Source organism: Micromonospora aurantiaca ATCC 27029 (assembly GCF_000145235.1).
Classification (GTDB): domain Bacteria; phylum Actinomycetota; class Actinomycetes; order Mycobacteriales; family Micromonosporaceae; genus Micromonospora; species Micromonospora aurantiaca.
Map to the genome: position 1 here is coordinate 3185334 of NC_014391.1, position 16750 is coordinate 3202083.

Below are 16750 nucleotides of genomic sequence, written 5' to 3' on the forward strand. Positions count from 1 at the left end.
ATGGCCGAACCCCGATTCCTGGTCGTCCGCAACGACGAGGAGCAGTACTCGATCTGGTCGGCCGACCGGGACCTGCCCGCCGGCTGGCACGACACCGGCTTCGCCGGCAGCCGTGAGGAGTGCCTGGCCCACGTCGACGAGGTCTGGACCGACATGCGTCCCCGCTCGGTGCGCGAGGCCCTCTCATGACGCAGGAGTGGACCTTCCCGGCCTCCTACGCCCAGGAGCGGGTGTGGATGGCCAACCAGCTCGACGCCGGGTCACCGGTGTTCAACGTGTCCTTCCCGTGGCTGTTCCCGGCCGACGTGGACGCGGACACGGCCGGCGACGTGGTCAACCGGGTCATCGCCCGGCACGAGGCGCTGCGTACCCACCTGCGGACCGACGACGGCGCGCTGGTGCAGGTCGTGCGCGCCCACGAGCCGGCGCCGCTGCCCGTCACCGACATCACCCACCTGCCGGCCGGTGAGCAGCGGGCCGAGTTCGAGCGCATCCGCGGCGAGATGGCCCGCACGCCGATCCCGCTGGACGCGGCGCCGCTGTGGCGGGCCCGGCTGATCCGGATGGAGGAGGGGCTGGCGCTGGCGTTCGTGGTGCACCACGCCGTCTTCGACAGCCACTCGGCGGTGCTGCTCCACGCCGAGCTGGTCGCGTTCTGCGAGGCCGCGCGCACCGGCGCCGAGCCCGCCGTGCCCGAGCTGCCCATCCAGTACGCGGACTTCGCGGTCTGGCAGCGCCAGCAGCTCACCGGCGAGGAGCTGGACCGGCAGCTCGCGTTCTGGACCGGTCACCTGGCCGGCGCTCCGGCGGTCACCGGCCTGCCGCTGGACCGGCCCCGCCCGGCCCAGCTCGGCTTCGCCGGTGACGAGGTGCGCTTCACGCTGCCCGACGGGCTGCTGGACCGCATCGGCGCGCTGGCCACCGGCGCGCAGGCCACCCCGTACATGGTGCTGCTGGCGGGTTTCGCGGCGCTGCTGTCGCGGATCTCCGGCGACGCCGACGTGGTGGTCGGCGTCTCCACCGCGGGCCGGGACAACCCGGAGCTGACGCCGCTGATCGGCATGTTCGTCAACCCGGTGGCGCTGCGCTGCGACGTCTCCGGCGACCCGGCGTTCGCTGCGCTGCTGGGCCGCGTCCGCAACGGCCTGATCGACGCCATGGAGCACGGGCAGACGCCGTTCCAGAAGATCGTCGAGGCGGTCGATCCACAGCGTGACCCGTCGGTGCAGCCGATCTTCCAGACCGCGCTGAACTGGATCCCGGACTCCGGCCTCGACCCGGTCGAGCTGGGCACGACGAAGGACGACCTGGCCTTCGACATCACCACCGGCGACTGCCGCCTGGTGTACCGCACCGAGCTGTTCGACCGGTCCACCGCCGAGACCGTGGTCCGCCGCTACGTACGGCTGCTCGCCGCCGCCGTCGCCGAGCCGGAGCGTACGGTCGGCGCGCTGCCGCTGCTCACCGACACCGAGCGGGAACGGGTGCTCGGCGCCTGGAACGACACCGCCCACGACGTGCCGGTGACCACTGTGGTCGACGAGGTGCAGCGGCAGGCCGCCGCCACCCCGGACGCGGCGGCGCTGGTCTGCGACGGCGTGACGCTCGGCTACGGCGAGCTGAACACCGCCGCGAACCGGCTGGCCCGGCTGCTGGTGGCGCGCGGCGCCGGCCCGGAGACCCGGGTCGCGCTGGCGCTGCCCCGCTCCTGCGATCTGGTCGTGGCGATGCTGGCGGTGCTCAAGGCCGGTGCCGCGTACGTGCCGGTGGACACCGCGTATCCGGCCGGCCGGATCGCGTACCTCGTGGAGGACGCCGCGCCCGCGCTGGTGGTGACCGCGCCGGACACGGCCGGCCTGGTGCCCGGCGACGCGCTGGTGCTCGACGGCGAGGTCGGCTCGGACCAGTCCGGCGACGACCTCACCGACGCCGACCGGGTCGCGCCGCTGCGTCCGGAGCACCCGGCGTACGTGCTCCACACCTCCGGCTCCACCGGCCGTCCGAAGGGCGTGGTGGTCGAGCACCGGGCGGTCACCGCGTACCTGGCCTGGGCCCGCGCCACCTACCCGGGGCTGGCCGGGGTGGCGCTGCTGCACTCGCCGGTGTCGTTCGACCTGACCGTCACCGGTCTGCTCGGCACGCTCACCGCCGGCGGCACGGTACGGCTCGCCGCGATCGACGAGCCCGCCGCCCGCGCCGGTGGCCGGCCGGCGTTCCTCAAGGTCACGCCGAGCCACCTGCCGCTGCTCGACGGCGAGCTGTCGCCGACGGCCGACCTGGTGATCGGCGGCGAGGCGCTGACCGGGGAGCAGCTCGCCGTCTGGCGGGCCGCGCACCCCGACGTGGCGGTGATCAACGAGTACGGCCCGACGGAGGCCACAGTGGGCTGCGTCGCGGCCCGCATCGCCCCCGGCGAGCCGGTCCCGGCCGGTCCGGTGCCGATCGGCACGCCCACCTGGAACACCCGGGCGCTGCTGCTCGACGCCGCGCTTCGGCCGGTGCCGCCGGGCGTGGTGGGGGAGCTGTACGTCACCGGCACCCAGCTCGCCCGCGGCTACCACGACCGGCCCGGCCTCACCGCCGAGCGGTTCCTGCCCTGCCCGTACGGCCCGCCCGGCGCCCGGATGTACGCCACCGGCGACCTGGCCCGCTGGCGTGCCGACGGCACGCTGGACTACCTGGGCCGCCGCGACGACCAGGTCAAGGTGCGCGGCATGCGGATCGAGCTGGGCGAGGTCGAGGCGGCGCTGCTGGCCCACCCGGACGTGCGCGCCGCCGCCGCTGCGGTCCGCACCGACGGCGGTGAGCCGACGCTCGTCGGCTACCTGGTGGGCCCGGCCCACGAGGACTCGGTCCGTGCCGAACTCGCCCGCGAACTGCCCGCGCACCTGGTGCCGGCCGCTCTGGTCCGGCTGGACGCGCTGCCGCTCACGCCCAACGGCAAGCTGGACCGCGCCGCGCTGCCCGCCCCGGCGGCGGCCGAGCAGGCCCAGGACAGCTACGTCGCGCCCCGCACCGAGGCCGAGGGTCTGGTCGCCGAGGTGTACGCCGAGATCCTCCAGGTGGAGAAGGTCGGTGCCCTGGACGACTTCTTCGCCCTCGGTGGCAACTCGCTGCGCGGCATGCGGGCGATGGCCCGGATCCGCGCCGAGGTGGACGTCGACCTGCCCATGCGGGCGCTGTTCAGCAGCCCCGTGGTGGCGGAACTGGCCGCCCAGATCGAACAGCGGATCGCCGCCGAAATCGACGGGCTCTCCGACACCGAGGTCGCCGCGCTGCTCGCGGCGGAAGAGGGAACCAACTGATGACCGACCTGAAGGATCCGGCCCGCGAGGCGGCCCGGCAGGCGCTGATCGCCCGACGGCTACGCGCCCGCCAGACCGCCCCCGCGGCCCGGATCACCCCCCGCCCGTCCGGCGCGGAGGTGCCGCTGTCCTACGCCCAGGAGCGGGTCTGGTTCATGGACCAGCTCGCCCCGGGCGAGGCGGCGTACCACATCGCGGTGCCGCTGCGGGTACGCGGGCCACTCGACGTGGACGCGCTGCGCGCCGCCCTGACCGCGCTCGCCGACCGGCACGAGTCGCAGCGCACCCGCTTCCCGGCCGACGCCGACGGCCGTCCCACAGTGGTCGTCGCGGACACCGCCGACGTGCCGCTCACGGTGGTGGAGGCGCCCGACGAGGCCGCCGCGCAGGCGCTCGTCGACGCGGCGGCGGCCGAGCCGTTCGATCTGGCCAACGGGCCGCTGCTGCGGGCCCTGCTGATCCGGCTGACCGCCGACGACCACGTGCTGTTCCTCGCCCAGCACCACATCGTCGGCGACGGCTGGTCGGTGGACGTGCTGCTGCGCGACCTGATCACGCTCTACCGGGGCGGCGAGCCGCCCGCCCTGCCGATCCAGTACGGCGACTTCGCCGTCTGGGAGGCCCAGGAGCTGGACGGCCCGCAGGCCCGGGCGCACGTCGACTACTGGAAGCAGCGGCTGGCCGGCATCACCCCGCTGGAACTGCCGCTGGACCGGCCCCGCCCGGCCACCCAGACCTACCGGGGTGACTTCGTCGAGTTCCAGCTCGACCCGTCCGCCACCGAGGCGCTCAACGCGCTCACCCGGGACAGCGGCGGCACCCTGTTCATGACGCTGCTCGCCGCGTACCAGGTGCTGCTGGCCCGGCACGCCGGCCAGGACGACTTCGCCATCGGCGCGTCGGTGGCCGGCCGGTCCGCGCCGGAGCTGGAGAACGTCGTCGGCATGTTCATCAACATGCTGCCGCTGCGCGCCGACCTGGCCGACGACCCGACGTTCGCCGAGCTGCTGGAGCGCACCCGCCGTACCGTGCTCGACGGGTTCGAGCACGCCGAGGTGCCGTTCGCCAAGGTGGTCCACGAGCTGGGCCTGCCGCGCGACGTCAGCCGCTCCCCGGTGTTCCAGACCATGTTCGTGCTCCAGAACTACGAGATGGGCCGCTTCCGCGGCGTGTCCCGCACCGACGACGTCACGTTCTCCTGGACCCCGATGGAGTTGCAGGCCACCCGGTTCGACTTCGAGCTGCACGCGGTGGAGACCGTCGACGGGCTCTGGGGCAAGCTGGTCTTCAACACCGACCTGTTCGACCGGGCCACAGTGGAGCGCATGGCGCAGCGGTGGACCGCGCTGCTGGACGCCGTCGTCGCCGCGCCGGACACCCCGGTGTCCCGGCTGCCGCTGCTGCCCGCCGCCGAGCGGGACCTGCTGGCCGCCTGGAACGACACCACAGCCGACTTCCCGCGCACCGAGACGCTGCACGGCCCGATCGAGGAGCGCGCCGCGGCCACCCCGGACGCGGTCGCGGTCACCATCGACGGGCACAGCCGCACGTACGCCGAGCTGAACGCGCAGGCCAACCGCGTCGCGCACCGGCTGCGCGCGGCCGGTGTCGGCCCGGAGACCCTGGTCGGCGTCTGCGCGGAACGGTCGGTGGAACTGGTCGCCGGCCTGCTCGGCGTGCTCAAGGCCGGCGGCGCGTACCTGCCGCTGGACCCGGAGTACCCGGCCGACCGGCTCGCGTTCATGGTCGGCGACGCGGACGCGCCTGTGGTGCTCGTTCAGTCGCACCTGCGCGACGTGCTGCCCGACACCGGCGCCACGGTGCTCGAACTCGACGACGCCACGGTCTGGGCCGACCGGCCCGACACCGACCCGGCACCGGCCGCCGGGCCGGAGAACCTGGCGTACGTCATCTACACCTCCGGGTCCACCGGCCGCCCGAAGGGCGTGCCGAACACACACCGGGGCATCGTCAACCGGCTCGACTGGATGCAGAAGACGTACGGCCTCGGCGCCGACGACGCGGTGCTCCAGAAGACCCTGGCCAGCTTCGACGTGTCGGTGTGGGAGTTCTTCTGGCCGCTGCGCACCGGCGCCCGCCTGGTGCTGGCCAAGCCCGGCGGCCACAAGGACGCCGGTTACCTGCGCGACCTGCTGGTGTCCGAGCGGATCACCACCGCCCACTTCGTCCCGTCGATGCTGACCGTCTTCCTCGCCGAGGACGGCGTGGAGGCGGCCACCGCGCTGCGCCGGGTGATCTGCTCCGGTGAGGAGCTGCCGCTGGCCTCGGCCACCGACTTCACCGCCCGGCTGCCCTGGTGCGGCCTGCACAACCTGTACGGCCCGACCGAGGCGGCCATCGACGTGACCGCCTGGGCGTGCGAGCCGGACCGGCTCGCGCAGGTGTCCAGCGTGCCGATCGGCGCGCCGATCGCCAACCTGCGGCTGCACGTGCTCGACCCGTCCGGTGCGCAGTGCCCGGTCGGGGTGGCCGGTGAGCTGCACATCGGCGGTGCCGGGCTGGCCCGCGGCTACCACCGCCGACCCGCGCTGACGGCGGAGAAGTTCGTCCCCGACCCGTTCTCCGCCGAGCCGGGCGCCCGTCTCTACCGCACCGGCGACCTGGCCCGCTGGGTCGTCGGCCCGGACGGCGCCGGGGTGATCGAGTTCCTGGGCCGCATCGACCACCAGGTCAAGCTGCGCGGTCTGCGCATCGAGCTGGGCGAGATCGAGAGCGCGCTGCGCGATCAGCCGGGCGTCACCGAGGCGACGGTGATCGTCCGCGAGGACAGCCCGGGCGACAAGCGGCTCACCGCGTACCTGGTCGGGGAGGCCGAGCACGCCGCGCTGAAGGCGGCGCTGAAGGACACGCTGCCCGAGTACATGGTGCCAGCCGCGTTCGTCACGCTCGACGCGCTGCCGCTGACCCCCAACGGCAAGCTGGACCGCAAGGCGCTGCCCGCGCCGGTGGTCACCCGCGAGGCGTCGGTGGCGCTCGTGGAGCCGCGCGACGACACCGAGCGGGCGCTCGCCGCGATCTGGTCCGAGGTGCTGGGCGTGGACACGCTCGGCATCGACGACGACTTCTTCGACCTGGGCGGGCACTCGATGCTCGCCACCCAGGTCGTCGCCAAGATCCGCAAGGCGGAGCTGGGCGGCCGGGCGGTCGGCGTGATGGACCTGTTCCAGCAGCGCACCATCCGCGACCTCGCCGCGTTCATCTCCGGCGACGCCGCGCAGGAAGGGCCACGCCGGCTGCTCTACGAGCTGACCAAGCCGATCCCGGCGGGTAAGCGGGTGCTGACGTACGTCTGCGTCCCGTACGGCGGCGGCAGCGCCATCGTCTACCAGCCGCTGGCCGACGCGCTGCCGGCCGGGTACGGGCTGTGGTCGCTGGCGATCCCCGGCCACGACGTGGGTCTGAGCGAGGACGCGCTGCCGTTCGACGAGCTGACCAGCCGGGTGGCCGACGAGATCCTGGAGCGGGTCGAGGGGCCGATCGCCCTGTACGGCCACTGCGGCGTGGGCAGCGCCATCCTCGCCGACGTGGCCCGCAAGGTCGAGGCGGCCGGCCGGGAGCTGGAGGCCGTCTACATCGGCGCCATGTTCCCGTTCGCCCGCCCGAAGGGCGTGATCGCGGCGCTCCGCGACCGCCTCGAGCGGCTCAGCAGCAACAGGCACTCCGCGAGCTGGCTCAAGTCGATGGGTGTGGACACCGACGAGCTGGACCCGGAGCAGGCCGACCGGATCATCAGCAACATGCGGGCCGACTCCCGCGCCTCGGAGGAGTACTTCACCCGGCTGCTGGACCAGCAGGCGGCGAAGCTCCGGACGCCGATCATCTCGGTGGTCGGCTCCGAGGACCCGGTGACCGACTACTACCGCGAGCGGTACGCCGAGTGGCAGTTCCTCAGCGACACGCTCGGCCTCGTCGTCCTCGACCAGGCCGGGCACTTCTTCCTCAAGTACCGCGCCGAGGAACTGGCCGAGATCGTCACGCAGGTGCACCCGGCGGTGGTCGCCGGTGACGTCAGCGCGCTGACGCCGGAGGCCCGGGGTGAGGACGCCGGCTGGGTGGTGGCCGACACGCTGCGGGTGGGCGAGGACCGCAAGCCCACCAAGACGGTCAAGCCGAGCATGGGCCGGTTCATGGCCATCACGACCGGTCAGCTCATCTCCAGCACCGGTTCCGCGCTGACCGCGTTCGCGCTGCCGATCTGGCTGTTCAACCGCACCGGCTCGGTGGCGAACCTCGGCCTGCTCTGGGCGCTCGCGCTGATCTGCGGCGTGCTCATGCTGCCGGTGGCCGGCGCGCTTGTCGACCGGGTCAGCCGGCGCCGGATCATGATGACGGCGAGCTGCTTCGCCGGGTCCGTCCAGCTCGTGCTGGCGGCCCTGTTGTGGACCGACAACCTGGTGCTCTGGCACATCTACATGCTGGTGGCGCTCAGTTCGGTGGCCGGTTCGTTCCAGCGGATCGCGTTCCAGTCGGCGGTGCCGCAGCTGGTGCCCAAGCGCTACCTCGGGCACGCCATGGGCATCACCCAGCTGTCCACCGGTGTGGCCACGCTGCTCATGCCGGCGTTCGCGGCCGGCCTGCTCGCCACCATCGAGCTGAAGGGCATCCTGCTGGTCGACGTGGCCAGCTACGTGTTCGCGGTGCTCACCCTCGCCGTGGTCCGCTTCCCGGACGCGCTGGGCTGGCGGCCCCGGGAACGGCTGCTGGTGGCCATCGCCAACGGCATGCGCTACTCGTGGCGGCACCGCGGGTTCCGGCTGATGCTCGGCTACTTCGCGCTGGGCAACATCTTCCTGGCGCCCGCGCTGGTGCTCATCACGCCGCTGGTGCTGTCGTTCGGCAGCCCGACCCAGGTGGCGCAGGTGGCGCTGGCCGAGGCGGTCGGCGCGGTGCTCGGCGGCGTGCTGATGTCGCTGTGGGGCGGTCCGCGCAAGCGCCGGATGATCGGCGTGCTGATCGGCAACCTGGGCACCGCGATCGGCTGCGTGCTGATCGGCCTGGACGCGTCGGTGGCGATGATCTGCGTCGGCTTCTGCTGGCTGGCCATGTCGATGACCACCGCGCAGTCGATCTACGCGACGATCGTCCAGGTGAAGGTGCCGCAGCGCTTCCACGGCCGGGTGTTCAGCCTCAACCAGACCATCTCCTGGTCGACGCTGCCGATCGGGTTCGCGCTGCTCGCGCCCGGCGCCACCGCGCTGTTCGAGCCGATGCTCGCACCCGGTGGGGCGCTGGCCGGTTCGGTGGGCGCGGTGATCGGCACCGGACCGGGCCGGGGCATCGGTTTCGCGTACATCTGCTTCGGCGCGGCGCTGATCCTCATCACGCTGGGCGGGTTCGCGATCCGGCTGCTGCGCCGGTTCGACCTGGAGGTGGAGGACTCCCTGCCGGACGACCTGATCGGCGCCCAGGAGCGTGAGAAGCGCCTGGCCGCCAAGGCCGAGAAGAAGGAACTCGTCTCGGTCTGACCCCGCCTCCCATCAGGTTGATCAAGGAATTCGCGTCGGTTCCGGGCTTCCGGCCGGCGCGAACTCCTTGATCACCGGGGCTAGCATCGGTGCGATGAGCGAGGACGTCACCGACGCGCTGTTGCGGGAGATGGGGCGCCTCGATCCGTGCGCCGCAGTGGTCGAGGCCGGTGAGCAGGACGCCGACGGCCTCACCGACTACAGCCCGGACGGTCACCAGGCCCGCGCCGACCTCGCCGCCCGCGCCCTGCGCCGGATCGAGGCGCTGCCCGCGACCCCGCTGTACGCCCACCTCGCCGAACGGCTGCGCGCCCGGATCGCCTTCCACGACGCCGGGGAGGACCTGCGGGAACTGCACGCCGCGGCCACCGGCCCGCTCCAGCTCATCCGGCAGTGCGTCGAGTCCGCCGTACCGGGCCGCGACGCCGGGCACGCGGCCTCCGAGGACGGCTGGGCCCGCGTCGGCGCGCGCCAGGCCGCGATCCCGGCCGCACTCGACGGGTACGCCCGGAGCCTCGTGCTCGCCGCAGCGCGCGGTCATCTGCCGGCCCGGCGTCAGGTGGAGCTGGTGACGCAGCGCTGCCGCGCCTGGATCGACGACGACATCGCCCTGGTGGAGCGGTACGGCGACGGCCCGCAGCGCGCCTCGTTGCAGGCGGCGGTCGAGGGCTCGCGGGAGGCGTACCGGAGATTCGCCGCGACGCTCACCGCGGACCTCGCGCCCCGGGCGCACGACGACGAGGCCTTCGGCCCGGCGCGGTACGCCCTCTGGGTGCGGGCCTTCCTCGGCGCGGAACCGGACCTGCGCGAGCTGTACGCGTGGGGCTGGGACGAGTTCACCGCGATCGAGGCGGAACTGGTCGCCGAGGCGAGAACCCTGGGCGGCACCGTGCCCGAGGTGCGGGACCGGCTCGACCGTCCCGACGCGCCCGGCGTCCTGCGCGGCCGGGACGCGTTCGCCGCCTGGCTCCAGGAGCTGCTGGAGGCCACCACCGAGCGGATGCACGGCACGCACTTCGACATCCCGGCGCCGCTGCGGCGCATCGAGTCACGGGTCACCACGTCGGGCGGCACCGCCTACATCGGGCCGTCGCGGGACCTGACCCGGCCGGGCCGGGTCTCGTGGCTGCTGCCCGAGGGCCGGGAGCACTTCTCCACCTAGTGGGCGTACAGCACCGTGTACCACGAGGGCGTCCCCGGCCACCACCTGCACCTCGGCTCGGAGGCGTGCCGGGGCGGCCCCGGTCAGCGGCTGAACCTGCTCGGCGGGCTCTCCGGCGCCCAGGAGGGCTGGGCCCTGTACGCCGAGCGGTTCATGGACGAGCTGGGACTCTACGAGCAGCCGGGCGCCCGGCTGGGACACCTGTTCATGCAGTTGCTGCGGGCGGCCCGGGTGGTGCTCGACATCGGCCTGCACCTGAAGCTGCCGATGCCCTCCGGCGGCGGCGCGCGGTGGACGCCGGACGCCGCGCTGGACCTGCTGCGCGAGCGCTGCCACCAGGGCCCGTACGCGCCACTGGAACTGGCCCGCTACCTGGGCCGGCCCGGGCAGGCGCTGACCTACAAGGTGGGGGAGCGGGTGTGGCGGGACGGCCGCGCGGTGTTCCCCGGCGACCGGCGCGCGTTCCACAACCGGGCGCTGGAACTCGGCTCGCTGGGACTGGACCAGCTCACGAGCGCGCTCGCCGCCTATCCGGCCTCGTCGGCGGGCAGCTCCTCCGGGTCGGCCACCCAGGCGGAGTAGACAGGCAGCGCGTGCCACGGCCCACCGGCCGGGTCGGTGGTCACCGCGACCACCGCGTACGGGTGACCGAACCGCAGCTCGGCGACGCGGGCGACACCCTCGGGCGGCAGGCCGGCCACCATGCCGAACGCGGTCACCGCGGCGGCCTCGAAACCGTAGCGCCCGAACCGGGCCACCGCGGACTGCGCTGCGTCGAACCCCGGCCCGGCCAGGCCCAGCAGCTCGCCGAGCGCCCGGGCCGCCGCGTCGAAGCCGAACCCGGGTGCGGTCAGGTCGTGCCGGCTGCGCGCCGACCAGCAGGGCAGCACCGCCGTGGCGCGTTCCTCCCGGCCGTCCGGGGCGAACGTGTTGACCGGCTTCTCCCGCAGCGTCCACAGCGGCGTCTCGCCCAGCGGCAGGTCGAACAGTGACAGGCGGCCCGGCACGGAGTCCGGGATGAGCGCGGCGGCGCTCGCCAGCTCCTGCGCGGCGGCCAGCACGTCGGCCGCGGGCACCTCGGGCGCGGCGGCCACCGACACCACGAGCATCCCCGCGCCGTCGTCGCCGGTGCGGGCCGGCACCGCGTGCACCGCCACGTCACCGGCCCGGTCGGTGGCCGCCACCCAGCAGCGGTGCCCGAACGGCGGTGTCCGCAGCACCCGGCTCAGCCGCCCGGCCCAGGCGCTGCCCGCGCCCAGATCCGTGCCCGGGGCCGTGTCGAACGGGTCGGCCCACGACACCCGGGTCGCGAGCGCGCTGGCCAGGACCAGCAGGGTGTCCGGGGCGACGTCGACCGGGAAGCGGTCGATCAGCCCGCCGGTACGCTCCCGGGCCCAGGCGTCCAGCGCCGCCTGGTCCGGCAGCGGACCGCGTTCGGTGTTCTCCGGCAGGGCGGCCCGCCACGCGGCCAGCTCGTCGGCCGGGGTGCGCTCCCACAGCGCGGTGGCGGCGGCGACCATCGGGTGCGGCGCGGCGAGCAGCGCCCGGGCCTCGGCGGCGGCGTCGTCCGGGTCGGCGTCGAGCGCCTCGGTCAGCGCCGCGCGGGCGTCGCCGGTGGCGGCCGGGCCGGCCAGCGCCAGCAGCAGCCAGGCGCCCAGCGGGGAGGCGACGTGGTGGGTGTCACCGGCGGCGCGATGCAGCCGATCGGCGTAACGGGCCAGGGGTGCGCGCAGAGGAGTCACGGCTCCACTCTGCCCGCCGCCGCGCCCGGTGGCACGCCCCGGTCACGACCACAGTTCGAACGGCTCGTCGATCTCCTTCCCGGCCAGGAACGCCGGCAGCAGCTCGGGCAGCCGCCCGGGATAGCAGCGCGGCCGCTCGGCGAGCACCTCGGCCAGCGGCCACCAGCGGAACCCGAAGTAGTCCTCCACCTCGTAGTCCAGCCGCAGCGCCTCGTCCACGTCCGGCCCGGGGCCGGGCAGCCGTACCGTCACCACCACCTCGTCCTGGAGGTGGCGGCGCTGCCGGTGCCGGAAGCTGGCCCGCCGCCGCCACGTCGGCGCGCCCACCTCGTCCGGGCCGATCGCGATACCTGTCTCCTCGCGCAGCTCGCGTACCGCCGCCTCCCGGTACGTCTCGCCCGGGTCCAGGCCGCCGCCGGGCAGCTCCCACCACACGCCGAGGTCCGGATGGTCCGGGTCGCGGGTGTGGAACAGCAGCAGGCGGTCGGCGGCGTCGAGCACCACCAGCCGCACCGCGCTGCGCTCGAACAGCGGCAGATCGTCGGGCAACTCCACGCCCCCAGCGTAAGGAAGGGCCCCCTATTAACGCCTCCGGTAGTAGAAGGGCCCCTTATTAACATCGCGCCGCCCGGCGCGGCACCGGACCCGCTCAGCCCGCGTCGACGACGCGCGCCACCTCGGCCGGCAGTGGGTACGGCCGCTCCACCGGCAGCAGCGCCGCCGCTCCGGCCTCGTCGCCGTCGGTGAGCCGACCGTGCACCGACCGGGCCAGCCCGGTGACGTCGGTGAGCCCGACCACCCACTCGTCGACGTACCGGCGTACCGCGTCGCCGGTCAGTCCGACCTGTAGCGAGCGGTACGGCAGGGGCGCCAGCCGCAGCGAGCGTTCCGGATCCCACTGCACCCGCACCGGGCTGACCCGCAGGCTGTGCCGCCAGGCGTCCCGGTCCGGGTGCAGGCGCGGGTCGTAGCTGCTGAGGCAGGCGTGCCGCAGGGCCCACTCGAAGCCGGCCCGGCTGATGTCGACCGCCAGCACCCGCTCCTGGCACGGCTTGAGCGCCCAGCCGCAGCGATACATCATCCAGCGGAACGAGGGCTTGATCCAGGTCATCCGCTCCCGCTTGAAGGGCGGCACGAACCGGCCCGCGCGCAGCGCCGCGTCGGCGATCTCCGGCGGGTACGCCTGGTAGACGGTGACGGCGGTGCCGGTGTACGCGGCGCGGATCTGGTGGCGGGGCACTGGCACCGGGGCATCGTCGCACCGCATAGCCGTCCCGGCGACCCGATTCCGGGCCCGGCGTACCCCGACCGATAGGCTGCCCGCCGTGGCAGGTCTGTTGAAGAACGTGGCGTCGCGGCTCGGCCGGATCACCCGGGTCGTGCCCGCCCCGGCCCGCACCGGCGGGCCGATCCCGGCGCAGGTCGCGCGCCGCCGCCAGGTCAGCGCGTTGCAGCGCCGCGAGTTGTCGTACGCCCCGGAGCCGGACGGGCAGGCCGACCCGGGCGAGATCGTGTGGACCTGGGTGCCCTACGAGGACGATCCCCGCCAGGGCAAGGACCGTCCGGTGCTGGTGGTGGGGCGGCACAGCCGCACGCTGTTCGGGCTGATGCTGTCCAGCCAGAGCGACCGGGACGGCCAGCGGCACTGGCTGGCGCTCGGCCCGGGGGAGTGGGACCGGGACAGTCGGCCGAGCTGGGTACGCCTGGACCGGGTGCTCACCATGCGCGAGGACAGCATCCGCCGCGAGGGTGCGGTGCTGGACCGGCCGCGGTTCGACCGGGTCGGGCAGGCGTTGCGCGCCGGCTACGGCTGGCGCTGACCCACCGGACGGAGCCCGCCCCGGCACCCCGCGACGAGCTGGGGCAGGCAAGGCGGACCGGGCCCAGCGGTCCGCGACGGACGTGCCGCCCAGCACCCCGCGACGAGCTGGGGCAGGCAAGGCGGACCGTGCCCGGCACCCCGCGACGAGCTAACGGACGAGCCGGACTCAGCACTCCGCGACGAGCTGGCGGGCCGGACGGGCGGCGCCGAGCGTCTTCGCCTCGTACATGGCCGCGTCGGCGCGGCAGAGCGCGTCGGTGAGCTGGGTGGGGCAGTGCACCGGCGCGAGCCCGACCGAGGCGGTGACCTGGATGCTGCGCGCGCCCAGCGGGATCGGCGCGGCGAGCGCCTCGCAGAGCCGCCGGGTGGCGTGCTCGATCCACCGGCGGTCCGCGGTCGGGCTGGCCAGCAGACCGGCGAACTCGTCGCCGCCGAGCCGGGCCACCAGGTTGGGGCCGGCGAACGCGGCGAGCCGCTGCGCCACGCTGACCAGCACCTGGTCTCCGGCGGCGTGCCCGTAGCGGTCGTTGACCTGCTTGAAGTTGTCCAGGTCGAGCACCACCGCGACGAGTGGCTGCCCGGCAGGGTCGGTGAGCAGGGCGGCGGCCAGCCGGAAGAACGCGCGGCGGTTCGGCAGCCCGGTGAGCGGATCGTGGCTGGCGGCGTGCCGCTCGGCGGCCAGCTCAGCCTGGAGCAGCTCGATCTCGGCTTCGGCGCGCAGCGCGCGGCGGCGTAACTGCCAGGCGGAGACGAGCGCGCCCGCCGCGGAGATGCCGGAGGCGATGGTCATCGGATCCGCCAACGCGTCCTCCTCACCGCAGTCCCGAAGCCGCGCGGAGCGGCGTCCCGGGGCCGGGCTCGGGTCACCGTGCGTGAACGAACCGGCACACCGTATTTCGGTTATCATGCTCTCTGTCCATTGCAGATGCAATAGCAGATGCACGTGCATCTCACTCCTCAGTCGACAGACGTCGCCACCCACCGCTCCTCCCGCGGCCTCGGCTGGCTCATCCCGAAGGACGCCCATGCAGCAACCCCCGAACGGCGTGCCCGTGACCGAGTTGCCACCGATGCGCTGGTTGAAGAGCCGCCGCAGCAACCCCAGCGGCAACTGCGTCGAACTGGCCGAGTTGCCCGGCGGTGGCGGCATCGCGGTCCGCAACTCCCGGCACCCCGAGGGTCCGGCACTGATCTACACAGTGGACGAGATCGCCGCGTTCGTGCTCGGCGCCCGGGACGGCGACTTCGACCACCTGATCCCGCCGTCCCGTACACGGGACTGACTCCGTCCGTCCGGAGGAGTTCACCTCACTGTCGGTTCATGGCATGCTTACTCGTCGGTCCGGGAGGGTGCCCGGCCGGGGCGGTCGGGATGCGAGGGCGGTCAGGTGGCGACGGTGCCCGTCGAGGGTGGTCCGACAAGCGGTCCGACAGTGCTGCGCATGCTGCTCGGCGGGCAGCTGCGCCGGCTGCGGGAGAGCGCCGGGGTCAGCCGCGAGACGGCCGGCTGGGAGATCCGCTCGTCGGAGTCGAAGATCAGCCGGATGGAGCTGGGCCGGGTCGGCTTCAAGGAGCGCGACGTGGCCGACCTGCTCACGCTCTACGGCGTCACCGCTCCGGAGGACCGTGACGCGCTGCTCAAGCTGGCCCGGGACGCGAACAGCCCGGGCTGGTGGCACCGCTACGGCGATGTGCTCCCCGCCTGGTTCCAGTCGTACCTGGGCCTGGAGGCGGCCGCCGCGCTGATCCGCACGTACGAGGTGCAGTTCGTGCCCGGCCTGTTGCAGACCGCCGCGTACGCCCGGGAGGTGATCCTGCTCGGCCACCGCAGCGCGTCGGCGGCGGAGCTGGACCGGCGGGTGGAGCTGCGGATGCAGCGCAAGGAACTGCTGCGGCGCCCCAACCCGCCGCAGTTGTGGGCGGTGCTCGACGAGGCGGTGCTGCGCCGCCCGATCGGCGGTGCCGCGGTGATGCGCGAGCAGATGGACGCGCTGATCGAGGCGACCTCGGGCCCGCACGTGCGGTTGCAGATAGTCCCGTTCGCCGCCGGCGGGCACGCCGCGGCCAGCGGCGCGTTCAGCATCCTGCGCTTCGGTGACGCCGACCTGCCCGACATCGTCTACATCGAGCAGCTCACCAGCGCGATCTACCTGGACAAGCGCGACGACCTCGACTTCTACGCCGAGGCGATGGAGAGGTTGTGCGTGGAGGCCGCGCCGCCGGAGCGGACCCCCGAGTTGCTGGCCCGCATGCGCGACGAGCTGTACCCGGCCTGAGCGGCGCGGCGCCGGGCAGTAGCATGACGGCGACCGGAGACAGTGGACGGTGGCACGCGAGTCGTGGAGGCGGCCTTGACCAGCGACGCACCAGGTACGGCACCCGAGTCGGGCCGGATCGACACCACCGTGGCGCATCCCGCCCGCCGGTACAACTACTGGCTCGGCGGCAAGGACAACTTCCAGGCCGACCGCGACTCCGGCGACGCGATGGCCGCCCGGTTCCCGACCATCCGGATCAGCGCGCTGGAGAACCGGCGGTTCCTGCGTCGTGCGGTGCGGCACCTGGCCGGCGAGGCGGGCATCCGGCAGTTCCTGGACATCGGCACCGGCATCCCCACCGCCGACAACACGCACGAGGTGGCGCAGTCGACCGACCCGCGCGCCCGGGTGGTCTACGTCGACAACGACCCGATCGTGCTGGCCCACGCCCGCGCGCTGCTCACCAGCTCGCCCGAGGGCGCCACCGCCTACCTCGACGCGGACCTGCGTGACCCGGAGCGCATCCTCGCCCACCCCGACCTGCGCCGCACGCTGGATCTCTCCCAGCCGGTGGCGTTGATGCTGCTGGCGGTGCTGCACTTCGTGCCCGACGGTGAAGATCCGTACGCGATCGTCGGCCGCCTGCTGGACGCGTTGCCCGCCGGCAGTTACCTGGCCGCCTCGCACGCCACCCACGACTACCTGCCGGAGGAGCTGGCCGCCGAGGCGAAGGCGGCAGCCCGCGGCGGCGGTCCGCACGGCGTGATCAACCTGCGCAGCCGGGAGGAGGTCGTGCGCTTCTTCGACGGCCTGGAGCTGGTCGAGCCGGGCGTCTGCTCGGTCGCCGAGTGGCGCGCCGACGGCGAGCCCGAGCCGCGCCCGTCGGTGGTCGACGTCAGCATGTACGGCGGGGTCGCCCGCAAGCCCTGACCCGGGCCCTCGCGCCGGGCGGTTGACGGGCACGGGGACCGGACG

General features: G+C 74.0%; 11 protein-coding genes and 1 pseudogene. 8 read left to right on the top strand and 4 right to left on the bottom strand.

Annotated features, from left to right (window positions below):
- From MICAU_RS13890 to MICAU_RS13905, 4 genes and pseudogenes are all read left to right on the top strand, one after another.
- On the top strand, positions 1–189 hold the full coding sequence (locus MICAU_RS13890; protein ID WP_013285950.1) for an MbtH family protein: 189 nt from the start codon (positions 1–3) through the stop codon (positions 187–189).
- The gene (locus tag MICAU_RS13895; protein ID WP_013285951.1) at positions 186–3305 is read left to right on the top strand and encodes a non-ribosomal peptide synthetase; all 3120 of its coding nucleotides are present in this window, start codon (positions 186–188) and stop codon (positions 3303–3305) included. The genes MICAU_RS13890 and MICAU_RS13895 overlap by 4 nt, the downstream gene beginning before the upstream one ends.
- Positions 3305–8791: a non-ribosomal peptide synthetase/MFS transporter gene (locus MICAU_RS13900; RefSeq protein ID WP_013285952.1), complete on the top strand. Its 5487-nt coding sequence runs from the start codon at positions 3305–3307 to the stop codon at positions 8789–8791. The genes MICAU_RS13895 and MICAU_RS13900 overlap by 1 nt, the downstream gene beginning before the upstream one ends.
- Positions 8792–8921: 130 nt before the next feature.
- Positions 8922–10535, top strand: a pseudogene (locus MICAU_RS13905) (DUF885 domain-containing protein).
- On the opposite strand, the gene MICAU_RS13910 reads toward MICAU_RS13905, so the two are convergent.
- From MICAU_RS13910 to MICAU_RS13920, 3 genes are all read right to left on the bottom strand, one after another.
- On the bottom strand, positions 10481–11695 hold the full coding sequence (locus MICAU_RS13910; protein ID WP_013285953.1) for a hypothetical protein: 1215 nt from the start codon (positions 11693–11695) through the stop codon (positions 10481–10483). The pseudogene MICAU_RS13905 and the gene MICAU_RS13910 overlap by 55 nt on opposite strands.
- 42 nt (positions 11696–11737) lie before the next feature.
- Complete coding sequence (locus tag MICAU_RS13915) at positions 11738–12250, bottom strand: NUDIX hydrolase (protein WP_013285954.1); 513 nt, start codon at positions 12248–12250, stop codon at positions 11738–11740.
- 94 nt (positions 12251–12344) lie between these two features.
- Positions 12345–12941 (bottom strand): DUF4291 domain-containing protein, encoded by a 597-nt coding sequence (locus MICAU_RS13920; protein ID WP_244879760.1) that lies wholly within the window; start codon positions 12939–12941, stop codon positions 12345–12347.
- A 79-nt stretch (positions 12942–13020) separates the two neighbouring features.
- Here MICAU_RS13920 and MICAU_RS13925 point away from each other — a divergent pair, with 79 nt between their 5' ends.
- The gene (locus MICAU_RS13925) at positions 13021–13515 is read left to right on the top strand and encodes a type II toxin-antitoxin system PemK/MazF family toxin (protein ID WP_013285956.1); all 495 of its coding nucleotides are present in this window, start codon (positions 13021–13023) and stop codon (positions 13513–13515) included.
- A gap of 168 nt (positions 13516–13683) precedes the next feature.
- Here MICAU_RS13925 and MICAU_RS13930 read toward each other — a convergent pair whose 3' ends face one another.
- Positions 13684–14319 (bottom strand): GGDEF domain-containing protein, encoded by a 636-nt coding sequence (locus tag MICAU_RS13930; protein WP_030269102.1) that lies wholly within the window; start codon positions 14317–14319, stop codon positions 13684–13686.
- A 223-nt stretch (positions 14320–14542) separates the two neighbouring features.
- Here MICAU_RS13930 and MICAU_RS13935 point away from each other — a divergent pair, with 223 nt between their 5' ends.
- The 3 genes from MICAU_RS13935 to MICAU_RS13945 all read left to right on the top strand — a co-directional run bounded on the left by MICAU_RS13935 (position 14543) and on the right by MICAU_RS13945 (position 16705).
- Entirely contained in the window at positions 14543–14800 is a 258-nt protein-coding gene (locus tag MICAU_RS13935) for a DUF397 domain-containing protein (protein WP_013285958.1), read from the top strand.
- A 105-nt stretch (positions 14801–14905) separates the two neighbouring features.
- Positions 14906–15793: a Sco1979 family transcriptional regulator gene (locus MICAU_RS13940; protein ID WP_013285959.1), complete on the top strand. Its 888-nt coding sequence runs from the start codon at positions 14906–14908 to the stop codon at positions 15791–15793.
- A 75-nt stretch (positions 15794–15868) separates the two neighbouring features.
- The gene (locus MICAU_RS13945) at positions 15869–16705 is read left to right on the top strand and encodes an SAM-dependent methyltransferase (RefSeq protein WP_013285960.1); all 837 of its coding nucleotides are present in this window, start codon (positions 15869–15871) and stop codon (positions 16703–16705) included.
- Positions 16706–16750 lie beyond the last annotated feature (45 nt).

Excerpts from the sequence above, each read along its gene's own strand:
- MICAU_RS13890 (WP_013285950.1), top strand. The coding sequence starts at position 1 with ATGGCCGAACCCCGATTCCTGGTCGTCCGCAACGACGAGGAGCAGTAC.
- MICAU_RS13935 (WP_013285958.1), top strand. The coding sequence starts at position 14,543 with ATGCAGCAACCCCCGAACGGCGTGCCCGTGACCGAGTTGCCACCGATG.
- MICAU_RS13895 (WP_013285951.1), top strand. The coding sequence starts at position 186 with ATGACGCAGGAGTGGACCTTCCCGGCCTCCTACGCCCAGGAGCGGGTG.
- MICAU_RS13900 (WP_013285952.1), top strand. The coding sequence starts at position 3,305 with ATGACCGACCTGAAGGATCCGGCCCGCGAGGCGGCCCGGCAGGCGCTG.